This is a genomic window from Paraburkholderia sp., from assembly GCF_049581445.1.
Classification (GTDB): Bacteria; Pseudomonadota; Gammaproteobacteria; order Burkholderiales; family Burkholderiaceae; genus Paraburkholderia.
In genome coordinates this window covers 58,071-81,037 of sequence record NZ_JBAURZ010000099.1, presented here as the reverse complement: position 1 = coordinate 81,037, position 22,967 = coordinate 58,071, and the positions used below count along the sequence as shown (strand labels likewise).

Sequence of the window (22,967 nt, the reverse complement as noted above, 5' to 3'; positions counted from 1 at the left end):
CTTTATAGATGGGTTAGCGTATAGGGTGTCGGCGAAAAGTTAAGCCACTGTGTGCCGGACGGCAACGTTGTATATGCCATGTTGCCACTCATCACGGGACTAACGGGTCCGTTTGGAGCGATCACCGGTTGGCCCAGTTCATCGGATAACTCTTGGGCATACGAACTGTTCTGCGGGTTTGCGAGGTCCCTTTCGCTCCCCGCATAACAGACGATCATCCAGATCGTCTGGTTCTGACGATACCCCGGCGTACTCCTTATTTTGTCAGCCATCTCTGACGCGGAGATGTAATCGCCGACCGTTTCACCGGTGACACCCGTCGGGTTGCCGTGCGAGACGACAGAGAAGATGTCGCCACTATGTTGGAGCGACGATGCCCACCCCGAGGCCATGAAGCCAGCCAGATTCAAATTCGCCCCCTGCAGTCCCAGCGGGTCGATCCATCGGCCGGGGTTGGGCCCGTAACGATACAAATTATTGCCTCCCCTTAGCCCGATAGGATCCTGCGTGATGAAGCGCCCGGTGTCCGGGTCGTAATATCGGTGCTGGTTATAGTGCAGGCCCGTCTCTTCGTCGACATACTGGCCTTGGAAACGCAGAGGCTGGTGCGCGGCCAGCGCGTCGGATTGGCCTGGCCACGCTTCGCGATTGCCGTCGGCAAGCCCGGCCCGCGAGATATTTCCCCAAGCCATAGGCCTTGCCTGCCACTGCACGCGCCCGTCAACGCAGGTCAACTCGAGCGGCATACCAACCTGGTCCGTGTGGTAATACCGGATGACCATACTGCGATCGCTCCGTCCTCTGAGACCGCCGCAGGATTCAATCTGCGCCAACGGCACGAAGCTGTTGTGGGCGTAGGCGTAGACATACGTGCGGTCGTCGCGCATTTCACTGAGCAGGCGGTTAAACTCCCATAGGAACAGCGTGACGCGCGACCCGCTCTTTTTGAACACTCGCCGACCTAGCGCGTCGTATGCATATTCCACCCGCTCTTCAGCGCCGCTGCGGATGATCCGCGCCCGCTCGATCCGGTGAGCCAGAGAATAGTCGAAATGGATGCGCGTGCGCGTACCGATACTTTTCTCGACAACATTGCCATGTGCATCGTAGATATACCGCTGCTGTCCGAACTGCATGACCCGATTGTCGATGACAGCAGGGGGACCGCCCGTATCCAGCAGGTTATGCGCGGGATCAAACGCGAAGGCTTCGCAATCCGCCTTGATCAATTGACCTAGGGGATCATATTCATACCGGCGCGCCCCCGAATCGAGATCTGTCACCCGCTGAACGTTACCCACCCGGTCGTAAGCGTAGGTGCGCGAGATTACAGGCGCTGCCTGAACCGTGGCCGCGAACCGGTCAACCGTGTGATGTGCCGCGAGCCTCCCCCCGCGATCATATTGATAATGGCTGACCAACTGTCCCTGCGTGCGACTCACTTCCCGGTGCAGCGCATCTCGTTCGATATCGCTGATCAGTTCGCCGTCAATGTTGATCTGGTGCAGGTGGCCAGGACCGTAATAGAGGTAGTCAACGTGCCTGCCATCCGGTAGCGTGGTTCTGATGTGATTGCCCAACGCGTCATGCTCGTAGGTCAGTGCGAGAGTCTGACCCGCGACATGGCTGGTTTCACTGGTCAATTGGCCCAGCACATCGTAGCCGCGCTCGAGACGGCAGCAGTCATTGCAAGCCTCGATCAGCCGGCCTGCCGCATCGTATTGCCAGGTGCTGTGCTCGACATGTCCGTCGCCTGCGCGGGTTATCGTTGCTGCGCGTACGCGTCCGGCGCCGTCGTACCCATAGGTGGTAAGCAACGTATCGGAGTGGTCCCGGTCAGGGTTCGCGTGGTCGTCCTGCGTGCCCAGTTCGCGCTGCTCCGTCAACAGTCCGGACGCATCGTAGCGGTAACAGATCACACGCCCGTCGAAACCTTGCTGCTCGACCAGGTGGCCGGCCGCATCGTACGTGAAGCGGTAGTGTGCGCCGTTTTCGTTGGTCAACGTCTGCAAGCGACGTGCGGCGTCGTACGCATAGTGCCGCCGGTGTCCCAGCGCATCGATGCGCGTCACCGGCAGTCCGTCGGCGGCCCGCACCCAGCGTGTAAGGGCACCCTGTGCATCGGTATGCGCAATCAGGCGCCCATGGATATCGTACGTGAAATCCTCGCTGCTGCCGTCGGGGCGCCGGATCCTCAGAAGGAGTCCTTTGGGATTTCGCCAGTAACGCGTAGTCTCACCTGCGGCGTCGATCACGGACGCCAGATGTCCCCAGTCATCCCAGCTATAGCGGGTCATCTGTCCGGAACAATCGATATGGCTCGTGAGTTGTCCGCAGACGTCGTATTCGAAATGCCGGTGCTTGCCGTGTGCGTCGGTGATCCGGATGACGCGTCCGCCATCGTCGTAAGCGTACTCGGTCGCGTGCCCCAGCGCGTCCGTCCTGCGAATCAGGCTGCCTGTGCCATCGTATGCAAAGCGCGTTGCGGCGCCCATCGCATCAGTGACCAATGTAGGTCTTTGCCATTGCGGGTGGTACTGGAGGTCGGTCCGGCCGCCGGCTGCGTCGGTGACCGAGGTCATGTTCCCGTGTGCGTCGTAGGTGGCAACGCGGAGGCGCCCGGCAGGGTCGGTGACCCTGACCTGATTGCCGCGTCCGTCGAGATCCATGCGCGTGGTGTTGCCGGTCGCATCGACCTGGCCAACCACCATCTGCTGGTCGTTGAACAGGTAGTTCTGAGTCTGGCCCAGCGCATCGGTGACTTCCGTTCTGTCCGGCAGATAGCGGAACTGCCAACTCTGCCCGACGTTGTTCTCAAGACGCAGTACCTTGCCGCTTGACGTGTACTGGTCGTATTCGTAGCGGGCGATCAGCGCACCGGGCTGGCTGTGTTCGATCAGGATGTGGTTGTTATAGCGGTATTCGCGTGTGATCTGCCCTTCGGCATTACGCACGCGCATCAGGTCGCCATCGGCTGAGTAGTCATACGAAACCAGCGCGTGCGTCCCCAGCATCACTCGCTGCAGTCGCAACCCGGTACCTCCATCGGCTGACGAAAACCGGGTGTACTGCAATTGCAGCACGCGCCCGGCTGCGTCATGGATGAGCCGGGGAAAGCCGGCATCGTCATACAGGAGACGCATGTGGTTGCCATGACGATCGCCGATGCCGACAAGCGGGAGAATACCGGCGTGCTGGCCGGTGCGATCATCTGCACCCACGGTGAGCAACGCGAACACGAAGTGCTTGCTGCGATCGGTTGACGTGAAGCAGTAACGCCCGTGTGTTTCGCGGCACACATCGAACCTGATATTGCCTATGGTCTTGCATTCGCCCAGCCCAAGCGTGGGCAGGCAGGTTTCATACCCCTGCGCATCGACCAGTAGGACCGCGTGGCCCACCCGCTTGAGGCATAGCGAAAACGGCAACGACCAGCCTTGCCCAAGCCAGCCGCTGCTCGCAAGATCCGAGAAATAGCTGCGCTGCCAGTGCAGAGGAAACCCGGCGGGAAGCGCGAAATCCAGATCTTCGTCGCCGCTCAGGAACTTGACGCCGGTGACAGGATTGACCGGGTGGCCCACGCCTTTGCTGTTCTTGCACGCCTGCCTTTTTTGCTGGATGGCGTTGCCGCCGTTCTGCTTTTCGTTTTCCTTGTCGTTTTCCTTGTCGGTTTCTGTTTCGGTCTCTGTTTCGGTCTGCTTTTCGCCCTGCTTTTCGGCCTGCTTTTCGACGACCTGCTCCGCGCCTTTTTCGATCTCCTGCTCACCCAACTTGACGCCACTTTCTTCTGCCAGCTTCCCCATATCGCTAGCCACCTTCACGGAAGACGCAGCCTCGCCACCACCCGGAATGAAATCGAGTACAACATTGGCAAGCGCCCCTGCCGCGCCCGCGGCGTTGCCCTCGGCGATGTACACGCCTGCATTGATCGCACTGAACAGGCTACCCACGACCGGTATGTTGCCGAACATATCCATGATCTCGTGGAAATGCTCTTTCCAGTCCGGGTCGGTGGCTTTCAGATTAACTCCCTTATGCAACCCGTACGTGCCAATAGGCCCACTATCGATTCGCGCACCCACTGCCGGATTGCCAATGGTATTGCCCGAGCTCCCTCCCGATCCTCCATTCGAGTTGTTGTTCGAGCTTTGGTTGGTCCAGTCCTGAACCTGTTTAGGAGTCCATTTATTACGTGGCACGTCCGATCCTCAATTTGTTATCCACATCCATCCCACTTTGCCAAGGGCATGTCCTATCGGACCACGCCACCCGTGCAGCCGCCCTGTTCCACAACAACTTGCCTGGATGCGCAAGGCGGGTTCACTCACCGTCACCTCACGGGCTGTCGGCGCCTGCCGCTAAGACCCATTCATCCAGAACAGATCGTTGGCACGGACAATGGCGTTACCCTGAAACTTCACCGTGCCGCTATGCAAGAGCGGCCGGGTCTTTTGCGCTGTCGTTCCGCTCTTGATTCCGCCCAGCGTGCCAGCCTCGTCGCCCTGCGTCGCCGGAACGAAGCTGGTATCGAAGACTACGGCTGGATTGCTATTGACATTCACATTGGTCGTGGTCTGCTGGGCCGCCTCGAGGGACGCAACCACCTGATACGGCACTGGAACAGGGATGCCTCCCAGCGGCGTCAGGCAAACGTCCGGTACAAGGCTGACTATCAACCAGGCGCCGTCCTGGCGGGCGATGAGTTCAGTGGCCATCGTTATTAGTATTTAGAAGACAAAGATCGTTGTTCAAACAGATGCCGACGATGTGTCGATCAGCCGGCGAACACGCGCTTCCACTCGCTCAATGGAGGATTTCCGGATGAACTGGAATCGATGTGTGAGCGTCAGTGTCATCGCGTCGGTGTCGACCAGTAGCGTATCGGCCGTCATCGGTAGCGGCAGGCACAGCCCGTCGTCCTGATGTAGGTAAACCAGTGGCCAATCACCTGGCAAGTCAACGCGCAGATATCCCTCCGGCGCCAAGGCCGGATCCACCAGATTCCATAATTCGAGGCACGCGTCTGGAGGGAGTGCTTCGATTTGCTGATCCCTTGGAGCACAGTTCCAGTAACCGAAGTCGAAGTCGTCCGGGAGCAAGGGCCAACGTTCGCGTTGCCATCGCGCATCGTAAGTGCCCGCCATTTGCAGTCGTGGCACCCAGGATCGCCCGACAATGCCCAATCCCGCAGGAAGCTCATCGTATCCTTGCGCGATCCGGATGAACTCATCAGGGTTCGTGGCATCGAACTGATCTGGATGCCGGATCATCACCGGACGCTGGACTGGCCGCTCCGGGAATTCGATCTGTGGCGCTGGCAGTCGATCCAGCGCTTTCTGTCCTGCCTTGCGAAGCATGTCGGAATAGCGATTTTCAACCCATCCGCAACCGAGCGGATTGCTGAAGCAGACTTCGTTCAGCAGGAACTCCGCAGCCTCAGGGTCTTGACCATGCCGAGGGTTGCGCACCACGCTGCTTCCACCAAATGCATATTCCCATCGCAGCGGGACGCGGGCCGTCGCTTGAGGCGTGCTCAAACTCCAACCCGCAAGACGCTGGTGATACTCACGCGGTCCGACGATTTGCAGAGTCTTGTCGAGCAACACCTGAGGCGCAGTGATCGAGTCGAACAATGGCTTCGATAACGCGAGCGGAATCATCCAGCGTTCCCCATAACGCGCGTCCAGGGCCGGTTTCAGATCGAGCTTCGCGGACAGCCCAGCGGTCTGCGATATAGTCTGCAACGAGGATCGCGGCGAGCTGACCTTAATCCGTACGCCCCATTGTGTCGCAGCCGTACCATGCGGCGCATGCGCACTGCCCCGGACAATCACGTCACAACGCGGTTTGTAGTGCGCAAGATCGCTTTCCTCCCGAACACTGCTTTCGTTAACTGCCCCGTGATATTCGTCTCGCAGACAAAGCGGGACCGGCTCTTTCACTGTTTGAGCAACGAAGTTACCCGGGACATCCGTCGGTAACAACTCGTAGCCAACCTTCATCACGACGACATGGAATTGCCCGTCCTCAAGATCCAGCCCGTTAAAACACATCGTGTCGAACGGCGTCAAATTCAAAAACTGCATTCAGGATCGCTCTGTAAATTCTTTCGAGGTCGCCAGTCTGTTCATGCACTTACGTAACGACTTGACGCTAAAAGACCGCTTTCCCACTAGCACATAGAAAGCACCCTTCTCTCACCGAAGGTTTTTTGCTCAATTGATGTCTACAATCGCGCCGTTGATCCCAACATGCTGCGCGCCCTGGACATCGATATTCGTGCCGCTGATCGTGATGTTTCCATTGCTCTCGAGCACAATTGACGCCTGCCCGCACTGCAAGGTCAGCTTGTCGCCCGCACTGTAGCTAGCCGTTCCGCCCGAACTGACGCTGACCATCTTCCCGCCACTCATGGCCAACGTTTGCTGGGCACTGTGCGTAAGCGAATTGCCGACCGAGCTGGTCCAATTCGAGCCGACGGACATTTGATAGTTCTGGCCGACCATTTCTGTGCGCATCACCCCAACGGTGAAGGCCGAATTCATACCGACCTGAACCTCCTGACTCACGCCTGTTGTGATTATCCGGTTGAGTCCGACGAGCACTGTCTCGTTCATGCCGACGGTCTCGGTTCTGTTCATGCCGACGGCAATGGTCTCGTTTAGCGCGACCGCCTCCGTCCTGTTCTGCTGGACCGCCACGGTCTCGTTTCCATCGATCGTCTTTTGCCGGTCATTGCCGACCCAGTGACTCTCGTTGTGTTCGACCTCGATGCGTTGGTCTTTCTCAGCGTGCAACCAGAGCTCTTCAGAACCCCTCTGATCTTCGAAGCGAATCGCATTGGCGTTGTCATATCCGCCCCCCCTGGTCGAGCGCGTCAGCGTACCGCTTTGCGTAGCGCTGGCGGGCAATGGCCACGGGGGCATAGATGCTGCGTTGTAGACCCTGCCGGTCACGATGGGCAGATCCGGATCTCCATTCTCGAAGTCGACGATCACCTCCGTGCCGATGCGCGGAATATTGATCGATCCATAGTTCGCCCCAGTCCACGGGTACGAGACCCGAATCCAGCACGACGAGGTCTGATCTCTCACCCTTGAACGATCCCAGTGAAAACTCAGCTTCACGCGGCCGTACTGATCGGTCCAGATCTCGTGGCCCGGAGGCCCTGTCACGATGGCCGTTTGCGGACCACTCGTGCGCGGCTTCGGATAGAGGCCGCGCGATGGCCGGAACACCGTCGTCGCCGGCTGCACCACGAACGAGGATGTGAAGATGTACTTGCCTGACCCACTGGTCTGATCCGCCTCGGACGCGACCAACGATGACGAAATCACGAGGTATTCCTGATTGGCCGCCTCATGTGGATAACCTGCCAGCCGGAAGGTCGTGCCGCATACGACATCGCGCACGTTGCCTGTCCCTCTCGCGCGTTCTCCGTGTGCACGGACCTCTTCCATGCGCAAGCGTGCGAACTGCTTGCCGTGTGACGGATCGGTATAGTCACCGGGCCACTCATAGCGCTCGAGATCATTGTGCGCAGTCTCCTGCGGAAGTTCGTTGTGGGCGATCAGCGCCGCGTTCGGCTTCTTGAAGTCGAAATCGTTCGTGGTCCAGCGGCTGGATTGAAGACTCTTATCCACGTTGAAGTGATCGATATATTCCCGGTCAATCTTGTGTCCGGGCGGAAAATACCTCAACGTCTGATAGGCGGCGCTATCGACCGGCTTGTGGGCACCAAGCTGGTCGACCAGAATCAGGCGGTGAAAACCATCGCTGTGCTCGAAGAACCAGTAAATTCCATGCTCGGCCATCAGGCGCTGAACGAAATAAAAATCCGTCTCACCATACTGAACCTGATAGTCCAGCACGGGATACTGCTCGCTCAGGCGCGTCAAATACGAGTACATGTAGCTCTCGAACACCTCCTCGATGATCTCCACGACTGTCTTGCCCTGGAAGATCCTGAAGTCCGAGCGCTGGTCAGCGAGCCAGATCCACGGCCTGAGCACCAACTGATAGTGGCTCTGCTGGCTGGATTGGCTAACGTAGTGCGCTTTCGTGACGATCCCACTGATCTCGCGCGTACCCGCGCCGATGTTGCCGACGCCGGACGCTCCTGCGCGGCCCAGGACATGACTGCCCATCCCCTCCAGTTCGATGCTGACGGTCAATTCTTTCCCGACCATCGACTTCAGATCGAGGTTCGCCGCGGCTTGCTCTGACATGACCGACGCAAGCGGCGTGCAACAATCAATCGTGTAGGTATAGATCTGCGACAGGATCTCTTCGCCCTGAATCGATCGCAAGAGCAACGCCGGCTGGTCCGTGGGCATGGTCGGCAGCGCAGCGCCACGCATGGTCACAGTACGGGCCAAGGAATTCAGCACGGTGGTAAGCCTCGGAAGATTGATGTTGATCAGCAGACGACGTCGGGCTTCTGTTTCGCCGGTACGCATGCTGGGAAGCTTCGCAAAGTCGCGACAACGGTTCCGGTTGGTTATGCTTGGGCGTCACTCGCATCTCCCCCATTCCATTAGCAATTCAGCCGGAATCGCTTTCACCACTTCCGCATAGCGCTTACCGACGAACTGCTCGGCACGAAGCAGGAGAATCGGAATCGGACTGCTAGGTTCATGTGTCTCGAACCAGTGTCGTGCTTCACGAATCGATTGCAGCGCGACGTCGCGCCCCGATAAAGATCGTCCGGCAAGACCGCCTTGTGAATCGCGTGGCGCAAACTCGGGTGCGACAGCATCGAGTGGGGGCGCGCCCGGGACACTCTCAGACTCCGGTGCGACGTTTTCGCTTTCGAGTATGGATAACGCGTGCGTGCCAATCCGACTTTGACTTGCCACGCGTTGCAGGGTGCGCGTCAGCGCGGAAAGATCCGCCGCGAATTCGCCAAGCTGCTCCTGATTCCACGCCTCGATAGACGAAAGGCTTTCAAGCGCCGCGGCAAAACCCGCGATCAAGTCGGGCTGTTGTACGCGCAGGTCTTCAAGTTGCCGCGTCACAGACTCCACCGACAGCGCATCGCCTGGCTGCGGATGGGCGAACGCGCGCTCAACGTCTCGCACCTGCAAGCGCGTCGCGGACGAACGCGCAAGCGCGATTTCGCGTACGTCCGACAGCAGCCCCTCCGTTTCGGTCAACGCCTGCAGCGCGTTCATGCGGATTTCGAGGGCCGCAACGTTATCGTCATCCACACCGGGTTGCGGATGAATAGTGTCCGCAAAGACAGTCAACCACGATGCGAGCAAGCCCAACCCTTCGGCAAGCCCCGACGCCGCACCCAAACGCGTGCGGCAGCGTGTGAACAAAATGGCTAGCCGAATATCCTTGCTACGCATCATGAGCCGCCGGCAATCGCGATCGATTTCGCTCCAGTTGACTGGCTCGGGTGTGCCCACGAAGTCGCCGTACTGCGCATCCATTTTCGCGGCCACTTGCGCGAAGATCACCACGAATTCGGGATCGTATTCGAGGTCCGCGCCACAGGGCGAGGCCGGGTCGACCGGCGCCATCCAATCGTGTGATGGACTGTGCTCCATCCTCGCATCGCGTTTCTTGCTCATGCCGCTCCCTGATCACCCGCCCGATGCTGTGTTAGCCACGGCGCCGCCTGCCTGGCTCCCAAGCCTCGCCCGAGATATTGCTCGGGATCGAACTGCATGCCGGTCATCGGTTCGCCATCGGGCGACCTGCCCAGCCATCCTGTCCATCCCAACTGCTGCTCGCCGCCAATGGTGGCGGGCGGCACACTTTCCGCCTCGATGCGCAATTCAAGCTCCCAATGAAACTCCAGTCCCACGAAACTGCGCACCCAATCGACGAGTTCCGGCAACGCGGTACCAAGCGGCGTGAAGCGCTGGTACTCGACGAGATTGACAGGTCCAATGACTACCCTGAAACGATACTGCCGATCCGGAACCAGTTCGCCGAGCATCGCGCCATCGCCCATGATCGAAGCCTCGCAGGGTTCGCCGAGATGCGTCTGTTCCTCGCGGGCCACCTTGATCCAATGAAACACGTACTCATCGATGCGCACCGGCACGCCAAAATAATGTGCGAGCGTCATGCGCAGACCATCGGGGTCGCGCGTCTCGCGCACGAGATTGGCTGACGCAGCCAACTGTGCATGCGCTGGCAACGCGCGCTTGCCGATCTCGTTGCAGTCTTGCCCGGTAAGACTGGCGACATACAACGAAAACTTCTCGTCATCGGCTCGATCGAGCCCCGCCGTTGCCTGCGCCGATGCCCACGCCCGATACAGGAGCGCAAGATACCGGTGATGAAAGATGTCGAGGAAGCGGCTCAGCGTCGGATCGCGCCGGTTCTCTTCGCGCTCGCGCGCGATCTCCGTCACGTGAGTGGGCAACGGCCCGTTCGGCCCGAGCGCGCCGAGGCCGAACAGACGCATATGCAGGCGCCCATCGAGCTTGCCCACGCTCGCAATTTCACGCGGCGCAAACGCGAGGCTTGGCTGCTGTCCAAGGCGAAACGGCTCCGCACGCGGGCGCGCTGCGGTGCCGACCGGATCTATCCGCGAGTCAGCACCAATGCGCCGCATCAACGAAAGGAAGCCATAACGCCAAGGCTCAGCCTCCAGGCGCTCGATCATCTCCGGCGACAGCGCCGACTCGCGCAGCAACGCAGAGTAGGACATGCGCTCCATCACGCCACTCCGCGCGTGCCCATGCGCACGGGCCAGCGCATGATGCGGCCGCGCTGCATCGAATGCAGTTCCGTCTGCGTGAACGAATTCATCGACACGTGCCGCGTCAGATAGTGTTCGAGGACCAGCCCGAACAGATAGGGGCTCGTGCCCGAGAAACCGGTCTCGTCGACCGTCAGCAGACATTCAATGCCGCGCCCAAACACGAGCGGGCCGCTCCCAGGAAGTTTGCGCGTCACAGGATTCGTCTTGACGCCGACGAGACTTTCCACCTGACGTTCGTGCTCGGTGTCGTCTCCGCTCAGAAAGAGCCGCAGCATGTCGCGCAGGCCCTGCCCTCCCGGCCGGTGATCGAGTTCTTCGAACGGCAGGTAGTTGAAATTCAGTTGCCGGATCAAACGCCATGCCATTTCACCTTCCGCATAAGGAGGCCGTGGCGCGCTCGGTGGCCGGATCAGACCAATGCTCGTGATAGGCGAGTCATCCTCTGGTTTTGTGAAGTCGTCCGAACCATTGCGCGGCACGAGCAGAGGCAGATCGCGATTGGTCACCCATGCAACGGCAGACAGATAGCGCATGCCCTCGCGATAGGGCGCCTCCTGCTGATCGACGAGCGAGACGAACGTCTCCGTGCCGATATACGGCGTGCGCGTGCCATAGCGGCGCGCCGACTCGGAAAGGAGGCGCCGCTCACGACGTATTGAGAAGTATCGACCGTGATTGCCTTCGTCGTTGTTGAGCGTCTGATAGAGCGGACGAAAGTCGAGCGTCTTCGAATTCTTTCCGACCTGGGCGTGCAGCGCCTGAACCGAGAATACTTCGTAGTCGAGCGGTTGCTGGCGCCTGGGCACCAGGTGGAACTCGGTGGTCGCTTCCGACAACTCAACGCGATCGAGCTTCTGCTCGAACAGATTGACGACCGGCGTGCAAAAGAGCGCGAAGCGTGACGCGTCGACCAGACTTGAGAGCCGATCCGGCGAGCGATCGAGCAGCACCACGATCTCCGCTTCTTCTCCCGTGGTTCTTTGTAGCCCTTCCTTCAAACCCGTGAGCGCGAAAAAGTAGAAGCGGCTTGGGCTGGCGAAATACTCATGCAACAGGTTGTGCCCGTGAAACCTGGACCACACGAGTGGCAGCAAGCCCTGATCGGTACCAAGGCCTTCATGAACGACGGCTTTCGAACTTACCGCCGCAAATGGCCGATTCGGCGCACTAAACTCGCCGGGCTCGCCGATGATCGAAGCAATGGCCGCCGCATGCACGAGTTCAAACAGGTTCGATGCCACCTGCTCGTCGCCCGCCAGATAGACCGGCAGGCGATCGAGATTCTCGAGCGCAGCTATTCTTGACTTGTTCGTGGTCCGGATACGCAGTCGCAACGCGCCGCGCACTCGCGCATGTGCCGGGACATAGCGTTCGAGACCGGGAATATCGGGCGGAATGCCCGTGAGCCGCGCGTCAATAATCTCCAGCGGATAGAGCACAACGTCCTGACTGGTGCGAAACGTACATGGAGTCTGCTCGCCACTGGGCGTGCGGGTCTTAAGGGCGAGGCCACGCGCGACATGAAAGCCCTGGTTGAGGTTGCCTTTCGTGTGGGCCGGAAACATCTGCACTACGGCCATCGAGGGCGTGGGTGCGATGTAGTTCGGATAGGTTACCTCCAGTAGACGCTGCGTGAAGCGGGGGAACTCGGCATCGAGCTTGATCCTCATACGCGCAGCCATGAAGCAGAACGACTCGATCAGACGCTCGACATACGGGTCGACCATCTCACCTGCCTGAAGGCCCAAACGCCGTGCGATCTTTGGATGTGCCTGCGCGAACTCGCCCGCGCTCTCGCGCAGATAGATCAACTCCTCGTTGTAGTACTCAAGTAATCGCGGGTCCATACAGGCATCGGCCAGGTGAATGAATTGTCGGGGTTCAGGCGCGCTTCGGACCGGTGTGCAGGCGGCTCGTTTCCAGATCGAGCGAGCTTTGCATCAGGAATTCGAGCGGATACGGGTCCATACGGATCATTCCGCGAATTTCAAAGGTCACCTGGTTGTGACGGCCCTTGCGATCGTTTTCGCTGCGGGGAATGACTTCAAGCGATTCTGGTATCAGGCGCGGTTCGAAGGTCGTGATGGCATGCTTGATGTTCTTCTCGATGTCGGCCCACTTACGCGAGACCATGAACGCTCCGGCTAACGGTGGCACGCCAAAGTTCACCGTCGACGCGGCGACGAGCGGAAAACGCCTGGGATCGATCTGGCCCCCCAGATTGGTGGTGTTCAGCAAATAGGCCAGATCGCGCTGGATGATGTCGCGCAACTGAGCGCGTGTGACGGCGTATTCTCCCGGTGCTTCGGCCTGGCGATACGGAGCATCGTCGCGCAGGCGATCGATCAGCGTAGGCAGCAAAGGGATTTCCGTGCGGCGCGGCGATCCCCAAAGGCCGATGGCTTCGCGACCCGGCTTCATGATTCGCTCCCTGACGCGGCTTGTACCCCTGCGCCGTTGCGCAGTGTCAAGGCTGCACTGAACTCGGGCAAAGGGCTATCGATTGCGAGCGTGTGGTGCTCGCGCCGCGTCAGCTCGGGAGGCACGAAACGTCTGCGCGCCGCAGCATTGGCCTGATATTCCGGAGGCGCGAAGAGATAGAGGATCTCCGGCGGCGTGTCCAGATTCATGTCAGCGCGATTCAGCGCGTCATCAAGAACCAGCGGGCCGATCGCATCTTCCAGCCGCAGAGGTTCAAAGAAGAGACTGCTGATCGACGAGTCGGCGTTCGCGCGCGCATCATTGCCGCTGTCCGGCACGCTGGACCTTGCCTGCGCCATCAGGTGGGATGTCGACACGAGCGGACTTTCCCACGACCCCGCGGACATTACCTGAAACGAATCGAGCGCTTCGCAATAGTGCGTGTGCAACGTTCTGATCAATTCTTCCGGATCGATGTTTGTCAACGGCGCGGGGTTCATCACAGCGCTCACGCTATCGACCTGCGCGGATATTGCCCCTCTGGCGCTGACGCCCCCGTCAAACAGCGCGAGCAGCTCGTCGTTTGTGAGCGGCGAAGCTGCCTTATCGAAAACCATCCAGTGTTCCTGCATGTCCCGTTCGGCTAGCCGGCGCGCCTCTGGCTCCGTCCACTGCTGTCGCTCTGCCGCCTCGACCCGCTGAAATAGTGAAGGAAATCTCATTAACAAAAACCACAAAAGTAACTGAAAGGGGCAACCGCCAATCCAGCATCGCTGGCCGAAGATAATTCGGCGGCGATTGAAACACAATAGGATGCTTGTTCCGCATTCTAGCGCGCATTCTTTAATACGGACGCATCTCGATTTTCAGACAAATATTAATTTCAACGGAATGCGCGACAGCGATTCAACCTGATATGATCCGAGATCTCGCAAGCCAATCTCGACCATTTTTTAAGCTTTACAGTATGGAGACCACTTGAACGAGCATTAGCGTGGAGATGACCATAAAATGCAAACTGACCTGAATTCTCAGGGAGCCGTTCGTACGCCTATGCGAGCGTCGGCTGCTGGACTGAGCTTGCCGCCTTTGTGCTATTCGCAGCTACTCCCTTATTCGTCAAACTCAAATAAAGATCAAGAAATGCCATTCTTCGTCCGACAGGTTTCTCGCTATGGTTTGCATTTTTTATCCTGCAGGATAATTCATCTCATAAATAATACATAAGGCGTCGCAAAGGATTGAAGCGTTCCTGGCTAAATCGATACGGACATTTCACCGTTGAAACCGAATATCTTATGGCAACCAAATATAACTCGCCCGGTTGATTTTTCGATCAGCACGTTATTTCAATATTAATCGATGATTTCTCGCCTAACCCTCTTTGGCAAGCTTGGAACCACGCTGTTTCGCAGCATCGAATCGGCCACCACGTTCTGCAAGCTGCGCGGCAACCCGTATGTGGAACTGGTGCACTGGATACATCAGTTGCTCCAGCTCCCCGATAGCGATCTGCATCGCGTCATGCGGCACGCCGGCATTGGGCAGGACCTGCTGGAGCGCGATCTTGCCCGCGCGCTGCGCGCCTTACCGGCGGGAGTCAGTTCGATCAGTGATTTCTCGCATCACATCGAGATGGCGATCGAGCGTGCCTGGGTGCTCGCCACGCTCGTCTATGACGATCACCGCATTCGCAGCGCATGGCTGGTGGCCGCGCTCGTCGGCACGCCTGAATTGCGACGCATGCTGCTTTTCATCTCGCCTGCATTTGCTCGCATTCCGGTCGAAGGATTGAGCGGCACGCTACCTGCGTGGATCGCCGGTTCGCCCGAAACGATCGACGCCGCTTACGACGGAAGCGAGTTTGTGCCGGCCTTGCCGGGAGAAGCGTCACATGCGGTCAGTTCGTCGACGCAGGGCGTGCTCGAGCAATATTGCACCGACCTCACCGTGCTTGCCCGCGCTGGCGAAATTGACAGGGTCACGGGTCGCGATCAGGAAATCCGCACGATCACCGACGTGCTGTTGCGCCGTCGACAAAACAATCCGCTGCTCACCGGCGAAGCCGGTGTGGGCAAGACCGCTGTGGTTGAAGGACTCGCTCTGGCGATCGCGAGCGGTGAGGTTCCGGCCGTGCTTGCCCAGGCGCGCCTGCTTTCGCTCGACGTCGGCGCTTTGCTCGCCGGTGCGAGCATGAAGGGCGAATTCGAAGCGCGTCTCAAAGGCTTGCTCGAAGCGGCGAAGAGATCCTCCGCGCCGGTCATTCTGTTCGTCGACGAGATTCACACGCTCGTCGGCGCCGGTGGCCAGGCTGGCACCGGCGATGCCGCGAATCTCCTCAAGCCCGCGCTCGCGCGTGGCGCAGTGCGCGTGATCGGCGCGACCACGTGGTCTGAATACAAGCGGCACATCGAGAAAGACCCGGCGCTCACGCGGCGCTTCCAGGTGCTGCAAATAGCCGAGCCGCAGGAAGCGGCTGCCATCGATATGGTGCGCGGGCTTGCGCAAACGTTTGCTCAACACCATGCCGTGATCGTGCGCGACGAGGCGATTCGCGCGGCAGTCACGTTTTCACACCGCTATATCCCGTCGCGCCAGTTGCCTGATAAGGCCATCAGCCTGCTCGACACTGCCTGTGCAAGGGTGGCCCTTTCGCAGCAAGCTCCGCCACGCGAGTTGCGGGATGTGCGCCAGCGGCTGCGAGCGGCGCAAGTCGAATATGCGCTGCTCGAACAGGAAGCGCGCATCGGTCTTGACTCAACTCAAAGTCTGACCTCGGTGCAGGCATACATCGACATGCTGCTCACCGAACAGGGCACCCTCGAAGCGCGCTGGAAAGCGCAAGCTACAGCAACCTTGGCGCTGATCAGCGCGCGCAATGCGGCTTTGGCTCCCGTTCAGGGAGAAGCCTGCGACGACTGTCCCACGCCCGAATCCCTGCGCAAGCTCGAAGAGGATCTGCGCGATCTGCAAGGCGAGACGCCACTCGTGTTTCCCGAAGTCGACGAAGCCATCGTCGCTGAGATCGTCTCGGACTGGACCGGCATTCCGGTTGGTCGCATGGTCACTGATGAAATCAGCGCAGTGCGCACTTTATCCAGCAGGCTGGCGCACCGCGTAATTGGCCAGCGTGCGGCGCTTGAACAGATCGGCGAGCGAGTTCAGACCGCTCGTGCAGGCCTCACCGATCCGAAGAAGCCACGCGGTGTATTTCTGCTCGCGGGCCCCTCGGGCATCGGCAAGACTGAGACCGCGTTCGCACTCGCCGAAACACTCTATGGCGGCGATCAGAACCTCATCACCCTCAACATGAGCGAGTACCAGGAAGCCCATACCGTTTCGGGCCTCAAGGGTGCGCCGCCGGGCTACGTCGGATACGGAGAAGGCGGCGTCCTCACCGAGGCGGTGCGGCGCCGCCCCTACTCTGTCGTGCTGCTCGACGAGATCGAAAAAGCGCACCGTGATGTGCATGAGATGTTCTTTCAGGTATTCGACAAGGGCTACATGGAAGATGGCGATGGGCGCTACATCGATTTTCGTAACACCACCATCCTGCTCACCACCAACGCCGGCTCCGAACTCACGGCCAGCCTGTGCGCCGATGCGCCGCCTGCCCCCGATCAGGACGGCCTGCGCGCGGCGCTTTCGCCGGAGTTGCTCAAGACCTTTCCTGCAGCCTTCCTGGGTCGCGTCACTGTCGTGCCCTATCGGCCGCTTGCGTCCGACTCGCTTGCAAGCATCGTGCGCCTGCATCTGGACCGCGTCGTACGCCGCATGGCCGACGCACACAACATCGTGCTTGGCTTTAGCGAATGCCTTGTCGATTACATCGTCAGTCGCTGCCTCGTTCAGGAAACCGGTGCGCGCGTGCTGATCGGCTTCATCGATCAGCATGTGCTGCCGCGCCTCTCTGCGCTGTGGCTGGACGCGTTCGCAGCAAAGCGCCCGATTGCGCGAATCGACATTGGCGTCGCAAACGAGCGCGCAGCGCCCTCGCTCGCAATCGTGTTCGCGACAACCGACTCGCGTGCTGAGCCGAGCGCGTCGGATCAAACCATTTAAAGCCTCTTTGCTCACGGAGACCCGTATGTCCCAACCCAATAGTTCGCAGAAATTTATCGCGCGCAACCGTGCCCCGCGTGTGCAGATCGAGTACGACGTCGAAGTCTACGGTTCCGAGAAGAAGGTGGAACTGCCTTTTGTGATGGGCGTGCTCGCCGATCTCTCCGGCAAGCCTGTCGAGCCGTTGCCTGCCGTCGCGGATCGCCGCTTTCTCGACATCGACATCGACAACTTCGACGAACGAATGAAGGCGACCAGGCCGCGTGTCGCGTTTTCTGTGCCGAACACGCTCAGCGGCGATGGTCAACTGCTGGTGGACATGACCTTCGAGAGCATCGAAGACTTTTCACCCGCAGCCGTCGCGCGCAAGGTCGATTCGCTACGTCAGTTGCTCGACGCGCGCACGCAGCTCGCCAACCTGCAGACGTATATGGACGGCAAGTCGGGCGCGGAAGCGCTCGTCAACAAGCTGCTGGCCGATCCGGCGCTGCTCAGGTCGCTGTTAGCCGCCCCCAGGCCCAAAGCCGCGAGCGACGACGAAGACACCAACCCTACGCCGGATTAAGCCGGACCGCCATTGCTGACACACGAGTTGACACACGAGGCTTAACCCAATCGAACCAGACAGAGGACATCCAATGGCACTCAATCAGGAACAGGCAAGCGCAGGCACGGCGACCGCACATGCGGCACAGAGCGGATTTTCCCAGCTGCTCACGCAGGAATTCCGACCCAAGACGGACCAGGCACGCGCGGCCGTCGAGCGCGCGGTGCAGACGCTCGCCGAACAGGCCCTGCATCAGTCGACCACCATCACCGACGACGCCTACAAGAGCATCGAAGCGCTCATCGCGCAGATCGATCACAAGCTGTCGGAGCAGATCAATCTGATCCTGCATCACCCCGATTTCCAGAAGCTGGAATCGGCGTGGCGGGGGCTGCATCATCTCGCGTCCAATACCGAGACCGATGAGCGCCTGAAAATTCGCTTCATGGATGTGTCCAAGGATGCGCTGCGTCGCACGATGAAGCGGTACAAGGGCATCGCATGGGATCAGAGTCCGCTCTTCAAAAAGATCTACGAAGAAGAGTATGGTCAACTCGGTGGCGAGCCGTACGGGTGCCTGGTCGCCGACTACTATTTCGACCATACGCCGCCCGATGTGGATCTGCTCGGCTCCATCGCCAAGGTGGCGGCTGCGTCGCACACGCCTTTCATCTCCGGTGCGTCGCCTTCCGTGCTGCAAATGGAATCGTGGCAAGAGCTCGCCAACCCGCGCGATCTCACCAGGATTTTTGCGCAAAACCTCGAATACGCACCGTGGAACTCCCTGCGCAGCGCGGAGGACGCACGCTATATCGGTCTGGCGATGCCACGCTTCCTTTCACGTCTGCCGTATGGTGCGAAGACTAATCCGGTCGACGAATTCGACTTCGAGGAAGAGACCAACGGCGCGGATCATCGCAATTACGCGTGGGCCAATGCCGCATATGCGATGGGCGTGAATATCAACCGCTCGTTCAAGCAATACGGCTGGTGCTCGCTCATTCGCGGCGTCGAATCGGGCGGCACGGTGGAAGACCTTCCGTGCCACACGTTCCCCACCGATGACGGCGGCATCGACATGAAATGCCCGACTGAGATCGCCATTTCCGATCGCCGCGAAGCCGAACTCTCGAAGAACGGCTTCATTCCGCTGATCCACCGCAAGAACACCGATCACGCGACCTTCATCGGCGCACAGTCGCTGCAACGGCCGGTGGAGTACTACGACCAGGACGCGACCGCCAACGCCAATCTGTCCGCACGTCTGCCGTATCTGTTCGCCTGTTCGCGCTTTGCACATTACCTGAAGTGCATCGTGCGCGACAAGATCGGCAGCTTCCGCGAGCGCGAAGAGATGCAGCAATGGCTCAACGGCTGGATCATGAACTACGTGGATGCAGACCCCGCCAACTCGTCGCAAGACACCAAGGCAAGCCGTCCGCTTGCGGCGGCAGAAGTGGTGGTCGAAGAAGCCGAAGGTAATCCCGGCTACTACCAGGCGAAGTTTTTCCTGCGTCCGCATTTCCAGCTTGAGGGCTTGACGGTATCGCTGCGACTGGTCACGCGCCTGCCGTCGGTGAAGGAAGCGGCCTGACTTTCTTTCTCACAATAAAAGGAAAAAATCGATGCCCTGGACCTACAACCGCACGACTGGAACGCTGACCAATCCAGAAGGCTTGACGATCGCCAATGATGGTTATTCCGGCGCAGGTCAAGGCAGGAACAATCCGTCCATGCAAAACGTGCAGAACATCGGCCCGATTCCAGACGGCAGCTACCGCGTCGGCAATGCACGTCACTCGACGCGCACCGGTGCCGTCTCAATGGACCTCGCGCCCGAAGTCGGCACCGATACTCACGGACGCAGCGCGTTCATGATTCACGGCGACAACATCTCTCACACCGCATCGCACGGCTGCATCATCCTGCGCCGCGCGGTGCGAGAGCAGATCAATCAAAGCACAGATAGAAGGTTGATCGTCCGATGACACGGAATCTATCTATCGCGATGGCGCTATTCGTCGCCACCGCATCGGCATGCGCAGGCGTGCCGAGCGCCGCGCAAATCGCGCACGACATTGAGTCGAAAGGCGCCCGGGCGACGGTCGCATCGCTCAATCATGACGGGCAGTTCGACGCCGTGCTCGCGAAGATCGCCTCGGGCAACGCCACGTGGGTGAATCTGGCGCGTCCGCTCTCGCAGGGAACGGATGCGGGCGACTCCACCGGATTAACGATCGCGCTGGCCACCGCGTTGCCGAAGCATGCAACCGCCGTGCTGCGCGCGCTCGGCGACGGACCGGTCACGAATTCGACGGCGGTATGCGGCGTGCCGTTCATCGAGCCGACCACGAGCGAAGTGAAAACCTATCTGGCGCGGGCAATCCCGGCGGTGACCCGGGTAGCCGAGCCGGCCCGGCTTGCGCAGCGCGCTTCATGTCTGGCCAGCCTTCAACGCGTGAAGGAACAGAGTCAGCAACCGCGCTGAAGCGACGCCTCAAAGTGGTAACGGGGTAACCCGGACTGACAGACCGTGTGCCCACTTGAGACAGCACATTCATTCACAGGAGTATCAACGATGACACAAGACATCTTCATCAAGATCAACGGTATTGACGGTGAATCGCAGGATGCATCGCACAAAAGCGAAATCGAAGTGTTCAGCTGGGGCTGGCGTGTTGCGCAGGATTCGACCATGCACGCAGGCAGTGGTGGCGGCGCAGGCAAGGCCACCGTGGACGATCTGTCCTTCGAGCATCTGATGGACCGTGCAAGCCCGAACCTGATGAAGTACTGCCTGACCGGCAAGCACATCGATCAGGCCGTGCTGACCGTGCGCAAGGCCGGCGGCAATCCGCTTGAATACCTGAAGATCACCATGAGCGACGTGATCGTGACGAAGGTGCAGCCGTCGGGCAGCAACAGCGAAAACGGCATTCGCGAGCAGGTACGCCTGTCGTTTGCGAAGGTCAAGCAGGAATACATCGTGCAAAACGCGCAAGGCGGCAGCGGCGGCGCTGTCACCGCCGCGTTCGACATCAAGGGCAACAAGGAAGCGTAAGCGTCTTTCGTTGTCTGTCTCATCGCCCTGACCTGCGGAACCCGATGTGTCGTCCGGTTCCGCGCACCTTTTCACTTCATGCGCCTCTCACCGATACGTCCGTTTCGCCGATTCGTCGCGCCGTCGTGCGCGCTGCTTGTTGCGTTGATGCTTGCCGCATGCGCGGGCAGCGATCATCCGCTCATGCGCGAACCGCTCAGGCTGACCCTGGCGATCGACGCTTCGTCGAGCGTCAATCCCGACGCTGGGAAGCGTGCCGCGCCCATTCTCGTGCGCGTGTACGAACTAAAGAACGCCGACACGTTCAATCAAGCGGACTTCTACTCCTTGCACGACAAGGACAAGACTTTGCTCGCCGAAGATCTCGTCACGAGAGACCAGTTTTTGTTGCGTCCTGGTGAAAGCAGGACCATCACCCGCAATGCCAACGACGCGAGTACCACGCTTGGCGTGATCGCCGCGTATCGAGACTTGCCCAATTCCGTGTGGCGCGCCACCTGGCCCCTGCCTGCGACTTCAGCAGTCGCGTGGTACCGCCGCACGCCGGACCTGAAACTCACCATCGATCTTGGCGCCGACGCGATCACGATTAACGATGTGCAAACGCAGAATAAATAAGTCATGATCGAGGCCCTACTAGCATGAGCTGGCACAACAAAGTCACCTGGAGCGAGGGGCTCTTCCTGCGTCCGCAACTGTTCCAGCAACAGGAGCGATACCTTGAACATTTCGCCCACAAGCGCGCTGTGCCGCTTTCGCCGTTTTTCTTCGGCTTTTCCCACTATGGGATCGATGCCGAGGCGCTCGCGCTAGGCAAGGTCACCGTCAAGTCGGCGAGCGGCGTTTTCACCGACGGCACGCCGTTCGATACGCCAGGTAGCACACCGCCTCCCGCGCCGCTCATGATCCGTCAGGAGCATCTCGAGCAGGTTATTTATCTGGCCGTTCCCATTCGCGTTCCGAACGGCGAAGAAACGACTTTCGAGAACACTGCCGATTCGCTCGCGCGTTATAACGTCTTCGATACCGATGTACGCGACGCGAATTCCATCGGTCAGGGTTTCAAGACCGTGCAGCTCTCCAGCTTGCGGTTACGGCTGCTGCCTCAGAAGGAATTGAGCGATGCATGGATCGGCTTGCCGCTGACCAGGGTCAAGACGTTGCGCGCCGATGGCAGCATCGAACTGGACGATACGCTCGTGCCGCCGGTCTCCGGCTACGGCGCAAGCAAGCTCCTCACTACCTGGCTAGGCGATATTCACGACCTCGCCCGCATGCGCGCCGACCGGCTCGCAGAGCGCTTGACGGGCAGCGGCGGGCAGGCCGGCTCCGTGGCCGAAGTATCGGATTATCTGCTGCTGCAGACACTCAACCGCTACGAACCGTTACTGCGGCATCTGCGCCGCATTCCCAGTACGTCCACTGTGGAGTTGTACGCGTTGCTGTTGAGCCTGGCAGGCGAGCTGTCGACCTATGTGCGGCCCGCCACGCGCAGACCGCTCGATTCGCACCCACCCTATCAGCACATGGAGCCGCACATCTGCCTGCGGCCTCTCGTCGAGGACACGCAATGGCTGCTCAATGCCGTACTCGTTCGCAGCGCGCAAAACATCGCGCTCATTGACGCGGGCTATGGCATGCGCAACGCATCCATCGATCCTGGCGAGATTCGCGGTTTCTCCGCACTGGTGCTCGCCGTGTCCGCGCAGATGCCGCCCGATGCGCTCGCGCAGCAGTTCGTCACACAGGCGAAGGTCGGACCGTCAGAGCGCCTTCCTGATCTCGTGCGGGCGCATCTGCCCGGCATCCCGATGCAGGCGATGCCGGTCCCGCCCCGCCAGATTCCGTTCAACTCGGGCTATGTGTATTACGAGATCGCGCGCAGCGGTCCGTTGTGGGACATGGTGGCCAGGCACGGCGGAATCGCGTTGCACGTGGCGGGCGACTTTCCCTCGTTGCAATTGCAACTATGGGGCGTGCGCGGTTGATTGCGTGTGCGGGTTCACCAGAGAGCAGTTCGAAGGGCAATGACGCATATCTACGTCGCGCCGCATGAAATCAGGGAAATAAAGTGGACACAGGTGAAGCGGCCTTCAAATCGACGCCGACTTGGAACGATGATCGCCAGACGGGCGCGCATGGGTCAACGGCGT

The 22,967-nt window shown here is 59.8% G+C and carries 17 protein-coding genes; 8 read left to right on the top strand and 9 right to left on the bottom strand.

Features of this window, described 5'->3' with window-relative positions:
- Positions 1 to 2: 2 nt before the first annotated feature.
- From WCA85_RS09170 to WCA85_RS09130, 9 genes are all read right to left on the bottom strand, one after another.
- Positions 3 to 4,199, bottom strand: coding sequence for an RHS repeat-associated core domain-containing protein (locus WCA85_RS09170; protein ID WP_424063062.1), 4,197 nt, complete (start codon positions 4,197 to 4,199; stop codon positions 3 to 5).
- A gap of 159 nt (positions 4,200 to 4,358) precedes the next feature.
- Positions 4,359 to 4,715 carry a DUF4150 domain-containing protein gene (locus WCA85_RS09165; RefSeq protein ID WP_424063060.1) on the bottom strand — a complete coding sequence of 119 codons (357 nt, stop codon included), beginning with the start codon at positions 4,713 to 4,715 and terminating at the stop codon, positions 4,359 to 4,361.
- A gap of 33 nt (positions 4,716 to 4,748) precedes the next feature.
- Entirely contained in the window at positions 4,749 to 6,086 is a 1,338-nt protein-coding gene (locus tag WCA85_RS09160; RefSeq protein ID WP_424063058.1) for a DUF2169 family type VI secretion system accessory protein, read from the bottom strand.
- Positions 6,087 to 6,215: 129 nt separating this feature from the next.
- Entirely contained in the window at positions 6,216 to 8,360 is a 2,145-nt protein-coding gene (locus tag WCA85_RS09155) for a type VI secretion system Vgr family protein (protein ID WP_424063108.1), read from the bottom strand.
- Positions 8,361 to 8,513: 153 nt separating this feature from the next.
- Complete coding sequence (locus WCA85_RS09150; protein ID WP_424063057.1) at positions 8,514 to 9,578, bottom strand: ImpA family type VI secretion system protein; 1,065 nt, start codon at positions 9,576 to 9,578, stop codon at positions 8,514 to 8,516.
- Positions 9,575 to 10,678, bottom strand: a complete 1,104-nt coding sequence (gene tssG, locus WCA85_RS09145; protein WP_424063055.1) for a type VI secretion system baseplate subunit TssG — start codon at positions 10,676 to 10,678, stop codon at positions 9,575 to 9,577. Before tssG ends, WCA85_RS09150 begins: the two co-directional genes overlap by 4 nt.
- Positions 10,678 to 12,570 carry a type VI secretion system baseplate subunit TssF gene (gene tssF / locus WCA85_RS09140; RefSeq protein WP_424063054.1) on the bottom strand — a complete coding sequence of 631 codons (1,893 nt, stop codon included), beginning with the start codon at positions 12,568 to 12,570 and terminating at the stop codon, positions 10,678 to 10,680. Before tssF ends, tssG begins: the two co-directional genes overlap by 1 nt.
- 34 nt (positions 12,571 to 12,604) lie before the next feature.
- Positions 12,605 to 13,144: a type VI secretion system baseplate subunit TssE gene (gene tssE / locus WCA85_RS09135; RefSeq protein ID WP_424063053.1), complete on the bottom strand. Its 540-nt coding sequence runs from the start codon at positions 13,142 to 13,144 to the stop codon at positions 12,605 to 12,607.
- The gene (locus WCA85_RS09130) at positions 13,141 to 13,761 is read right to left on the bottom strand and encodes a TagK domain-containing protein (protein ID WP_424063051.1); all 621 of its coding nucleotides are present in this window, start codon (positions 13,759 to 13,761) and stop codon (positions 13,141 to 13,143) included. Before WCA85_RS09130 ends, tssE begins: the two co-directional genes overlap by 4 nt.
- Before the next feature lie 745 nt (positions 13,762 to 14,506).
- Between WCA85_RS09130 and tssH the strand changes: the two genes are divergently transcribed.
- The 8 genes from tssH to tssK all read left to right on the top strand — a co-directional run bounded on the left by tssH (position 14,507) and on the right by tssK (position 22,802).
- The gene (tssH, locus tag WCA85_RS09125; protein ID WP_424063049.1) at positions 14,507 to 17,206 is read left to right on the top strand and encodes a type VI secretion system ATPase TssH; all 2,700 of its coding nucleotides are present in this window, start codon (positions 14,507 to 14,509) and stop codon (positions 17,204 to 17,206) included.
- Positions 17,207 to 17,231: 25 nt separating this feature from the next.
- Complete coding sequence (tssB, locus tag WCA85_RS09120; protein ID WP_424063047.1) at positions 17,232 to 17,771, top strand: type VI secretion system contractile sheath small subunit; 540 nt, start codon at positions 17,232 to 17,234, stop codon at positions 17,769 to 17,771.
- A 73-nt stretch (positions 17,772 to 17,844) separates the two neighbouring features.
- Positions 17,845 to 19,347, top strand: a complete 1,503-nt coding sequence (gene tssC / locus WCA85_RS09115; protein WP_424063045.1) for a type VI secretion system contractile sheath large subunit — start codon at positions 17,845 to 17,847, stop codon at positions 19,345 to 19,347.
- Between the two features lie 31 nt (positions 19,348 to 19,378).
- A complete protein-coding gene (locus WCA85_RS09110) occupies positions 19,379 to 19,741 on the top strand; it encodes a tlde1 domain-containing protein (RefSeq protein ID WP_424063043.1) in 363 nt (120 codons plus the stop codon).
- The gene (locus WCA85_RS09105) at positions 19,738 to 20,241 is read left to right on the top strand and encodes a hypothetical protein (protein ID WP_424063041.1); all 504 of its coding nucleotides are present in this window, start codon (positions 19,738 to 19,740) and stop codon (positions 20,239 to 20,241) included. Before WCA85_RS09110 ends, WCA85_RS09105 begins: the two co-directional genes overlap by 4 nt.
- Positions 20,242 to 20,331: 90 nt before the next feature.
- Entirely contained in the window at positions 20,332 to 20,814 is a 483-nt protein-coding gene (locus WCA85_RS09100; protein WP_424063039.1) for an Hcp family type VI secretion system effector, read from the top strand.
- Positions 20,815 to 20,892: 78 nt separating this feature from the next.
- Positions 20,893 to 21,432, top strand: coding sequence for a type VI secretion system lipoprotein TssJ (gene tssJ / locus WCA85_RS09095; protein ID WP_424063037.1), 540 nt, complete (start codon positions 20,893 to 20,895; stop codon positions 21,430 to 21,432).
- A 23-nt stretch (positions 21,433 to 21,455) separates the two neighbouring features.
- Positions 21,456 to 22,802: a type VI secretion system baseplate subunit TssK gene (gene tssK / locus WCA85_RS09090; RefSeq protein WP_424063035.1), complete on the top strand. Its 1,347-nt coding sequence runs from the start codon at positions 21,456 to 21,458 to the stop codon at positions 22,800 to 22,802.
- Positions 22,803 to 22,967 lie beyond the last annotated feature (165 nt).

Coding starts and splice junctions, on each gene's coding strand:
- WCA85_RS09165 (WP_424063060.1), bottom strand. CDS start 4,715: ATGGCCACTGAACTCATCGCCCGCCAGGACGGCGCCTGGTTGATAGTC.
- WCA85_RS09160 (WP_424063058.1), bottom strand. CDS start 6,086: ATGCAGTTTTTGAATTTGACGCCGTTCGACACGATGTGTTTTAACGGG.
- WCA85_RS09155 (WP_424063108.1), bottom strand. CDS start 8,360: ATGCGTGGCGCTGCGCTGCCGACCATGCCCACGGACCAGCCGGCGTTG.
- WCA85_RS09150 (WP_424063057.1), bottom strand. CDS start 9,578: ATGAGCAAGAAACGCGATGCGAGGATGGAGCACAGTCCATCACACGAT.
- tssG (WP_424063055.1), bottom strand. CDS start 10,678: ATGGAGCGCATGTCCTACTCTGCGTTGCTGCGCGAGTCGGCGCTGTCG.
- tssF (WP_424063054.1), bottom strand. CDS start 12,570: ATGGACCCGCGATTACTTGAGTACTACAACGAGGAGTTGATCTATCTG.
- tssE (WP_424063053.1), bottom strand. CDS start 13,144: ATGAAGCCGGGTCGCGAAGCCATCGGCCTTTGGGGATCGCCGCGCCGC.
- WCA85_RS09130 (WP_424063051.1), bottom strand. CDS start 13,761: ATGGTTTTCGATAAGGCAGCTTCGCCGCTCACAAACGACGAGCTGCTC.
- tssH (WP_424063049.1), top strand. CDS start 14,507: ATGATTTCTCGCCTAACCCTCTTTGGCAAGCTTGGAACCACGCTGTTT.
- tssB (WP_424063047.1), top strand. CDS start 17,232: ATGTCCCAACCCAATAGTTCGCAGAAATTTATCGCGCGCAACCGTGCC.
- tssC (WP_424063045.1), top strand. CDS start 17,845: ATGGCACTCAATCAGGAACAGGCAAGCGCAGGCACGGCGACCGCACAT.
- WCA85_RS09110 (WP_424063043.1), top strand. CDS start 19,379: ATGCCCTGGACCTACAACCGCACGACTGGAACGCTGACCAATCCAGAA.
- WCA85_RS09105 (WP_424063041.1), top strand. CDS start 19,738: ATGACACGGAATCTATCTATCGCGATGGCGCTATTCGTCGCCACCGCA.
- WCA85_RS09100 (WP_424063039.1), top strand. CDS start 20,332: ATGACACAAGACATCTTCATCAAGATCAACGGTATTGACGGTGAATCG.
- tssJ (WP_424063037.1), top strand. CDS start 20,893: ATGCGCCTCTCACCGATACGTCCGTTTCGCCGATTCGTCGCGCCGTCG.
- tssK (WP_424063035.1), top strand. CDS start 21,456: ATGAGCTGGCACAACAAAGTCACCTGGAGCGAGGGGCTCTTCCTGCGT.